The organism is Flavobacterium sp. UGB4466 (assembly GCF_903469665.1).
GTDB lineage: Bacteria > Bacteroidota > Bacteroidia > Flavobacteriales > Flavobacteriaceae > Flavobacterium > Flavobacterium lipolyticum.
Genome location: NZ_CAGKLC010000213.1, coordinates 1 through 2,577, shown reverse-complemented (window position 1 = coordinate 2,577; position 2,577 = coordinate 1). Strand labels below are relative to the sequence as shown.

Annotated in this window: 3 protein-coding genes; all 3 read left to right on the top strand. The window is 35.6% G+C overall.

Features of this window, described 5'->3' with window-relative positions; translation table 11 throughout:
- Positions 1–306: T9SS type A sorting domain-containing protein (locus JO950_RS21670; RefSeq protein WP_202704503.1), on the top strand; the 306-nt coding region annotated here is incomplete at its 5' end.
- 411 nt (positions 307–717) lie between these two features.
- On the top strand, positions 718–1,659 hold the full coding sequence (locus JO950_RS21665) for a pentapeptide repeat-containing protein (protein WP_202704502.1): 942 nt from the start codon (positions 718–720) through the stop codon (positions 1,657–1,659).
- A 442-nt stretch (positions 1,660–2,101) separates the two neighbouring features.
- A partial coding sequence (locus JO950_RS21660; RefSeq protein WP_202704501.1) for a fibronectin type III domain-containing protein occupies positions 2,102–2,577 on the top strand: 476 nt, incomplete at its 3' end.

The following is a 2,577-nucleotide window of genomic DNA, read 5'->3' as shown; positions in this document are numbered from 1 at the left end:
TTAGCTCAGGATGGTACAGCAAAAACCTATACGGTAACAGTCGAAAAAAGTAGTTTAGGAGTAGTTGATAATAAAATTGAAGGTTTTGCAGTGTATCCCAATCTTATACAAAAGGGAAAGGTATATGTAGAAACTAAATCAACTGCTGTGAAAAATGTAAAAATATTTGATATGTCTGGGAAAATGGTTTTATCAGTTCAGACAACTGGCAGAGAAGTAAATATTGAGGACTTACAAACAGGAGTTTACATAATAAAAGTCAATCAGGATGGAGCTGAAGCAACAGAGAAATTAATTGTAGAATAAGATTGGGTTGTTTTTTGCGTTCTGTTTCGTAAGGAAAACGGGTATCGAATTCTGAATTCTGTATCGGGTCGTATATTTTCAGGAGCTAAAATGAATTGGTTTAGAATTCGGAAAAAAGTCTTTTCAGTCCTCTGAAAAGACTTTTTTGTTTTTTGCTCGTTTTGGTTTATTGTGGAAAATCTTCAAACGGTCTTGTACTATTTTATTTGGACAAAAAAATCTTTAATTGCTGCTTATTTTTTTCTACGATTACAGTTTGTTTGGCGGGTATAGTCTTTAAATTTGTTAGTGGCTACCCTCAGTTGCGAGATACAACTATAAGTAGCGTGATTACAACTATAGGGAGGGTTGTTTTTAAGGTTTTAGAGAATAGGTCAAACTAATTTTGCGGTATCACAAAAGATAGTATTTATGAAAGCTAACAAAATCGGCAACAAGATTGCCAAAGTACGAAAAGAGCAAAACATGTCTCAGGCGCAACTTGCTCAACTTTTATTTATCAGTCCGCAGGCAGTGGGAAAATGGGAACGAGGAGAATCCTTTCCGGATATTGCTACTTTAGACCGACTTGCAGAAATTTTAAACGTTGACCTTAATTTTTTTTCAGAAAATCTTCAAATGTCAGAAAATGCGTCAACTTCCAAAGTAATAAATGCTACTAAGGAGCAGGAACAAAAAGAATCTAAAGAAGCCGATACTTCTGACAGACCGGAGCGGCCATTATTGATCAATTTTAGTGGCAGTGCCCTTGCAAAAACAGACTTAGCGGGAGTTCGTCTGGCCAATAGGAAATTTGTTGGAAGCGATTTGCGTGACAGTGACTTTTCAAATGCAGACCTGACAGGCAGTTTGTTTAAAGGCAGTGATGTGCGTGAAGCTAATTTTACCGGAGCGAACTTGACAGATTGTACTTTTTCTGCACTTGATCTTTCCAATGCCAGTTTCATTAAAGCCACACTTGTGCGTACTGAATTCAGTGCTTCAGAATTAGGCGGAGTAAAGTTTATGGATGCAGAATTGGTTGATGTAAAGTTAGTCAGAGCTGATCTTCGAAAAACGGTATTCGTAGACTGTATTTTTAATGGGGTTGACTTTAAATATTCAGATTTGTCGGGGCTTTGTCTTGACGGACATATTTTTATGGATGTGAACTTCTCTAATGCGGCATTGAATAACGTTTCGTTTAAAGGAGCCGTTTTTAGAAATGTTTCGTTCCGTCCGGCATTTGCACTGACAAACCGATATTATAAGACACTTCAGACCATCTGTTTTGACGGAGCGGTAATGGACAAGTTAACTTATGCTGCCCTTAAAGGTGTTGGTGTCGATTTGTCGAAGGTAACAACGATCTAGTTTAAAAGTAAAAAAAAAGCAAAGTTTAGTTTAAACTTTGCTTTTTTTAAATAGTTTGTATTCTTGTGTTTAATTGGTATTCAATGTGTTGTGTGTATCATGGAATAATTTTGGAGGTAAATCATTTAAAATCTCTCTTTAAATTATAGCGTGTGGTTTTAGTTGTGGACTTACGTATCGAATTCTCTTTTTAGGTGTAATTCAAAAGTACAATGAGACAGATTTTAATAGGAGTCACAATAATAGTTTTGGATCGACTTTTATTTCAAAACATTGATTTTTTAAGAGTGTTTTTGCGATTGTTTAAAATACCATGCCAGTTGTTGATAATATTGTTACGGTTATTACTTTTGAAAAAGGGGTATGTTTTTTTTGTGTTATTTTACCAATGGGTATAATTAGGAATTATCCTATAATTAATAGCTAAAAAAAACATTTTGATATGACTCGTACTTTTACTTTCTTTTTTTCGAAAAAGATTTTCTTGGTTTATAGGATCACTTTTTTGTCGGTTTTTCAGACGATGTTGGCGCAGGAGACTCCGCCTACAGTACAATGTTCCAATCTTGCTTTTACGAATACTACAGCAACAAAATCGACTATTAGTTGGCAACCTGGGAATTCAACTTTTAGTGCAGTATTTATCCGCAAAGGAACAAGCACCAGCTCTAATGCCATTCCGCTAGATAATGTTAATTATAACGCTAATACTGCTTTTGGTTTAGGAGATCAAATTGGCACATCAGGCTGGTATTGTGTTGCTAGTACTAAGATGAATAATATGGAGGTGACTGGTTTAACTCCTGGAGCTACCTATCAGGTACAGGTGTTCGTTAGTAATTTTTATGGAGCTAGTGGTCATACATATTATTTAAGAACAGTCAACTCCGGTAATTCTGCCACATTGACGACACCTGA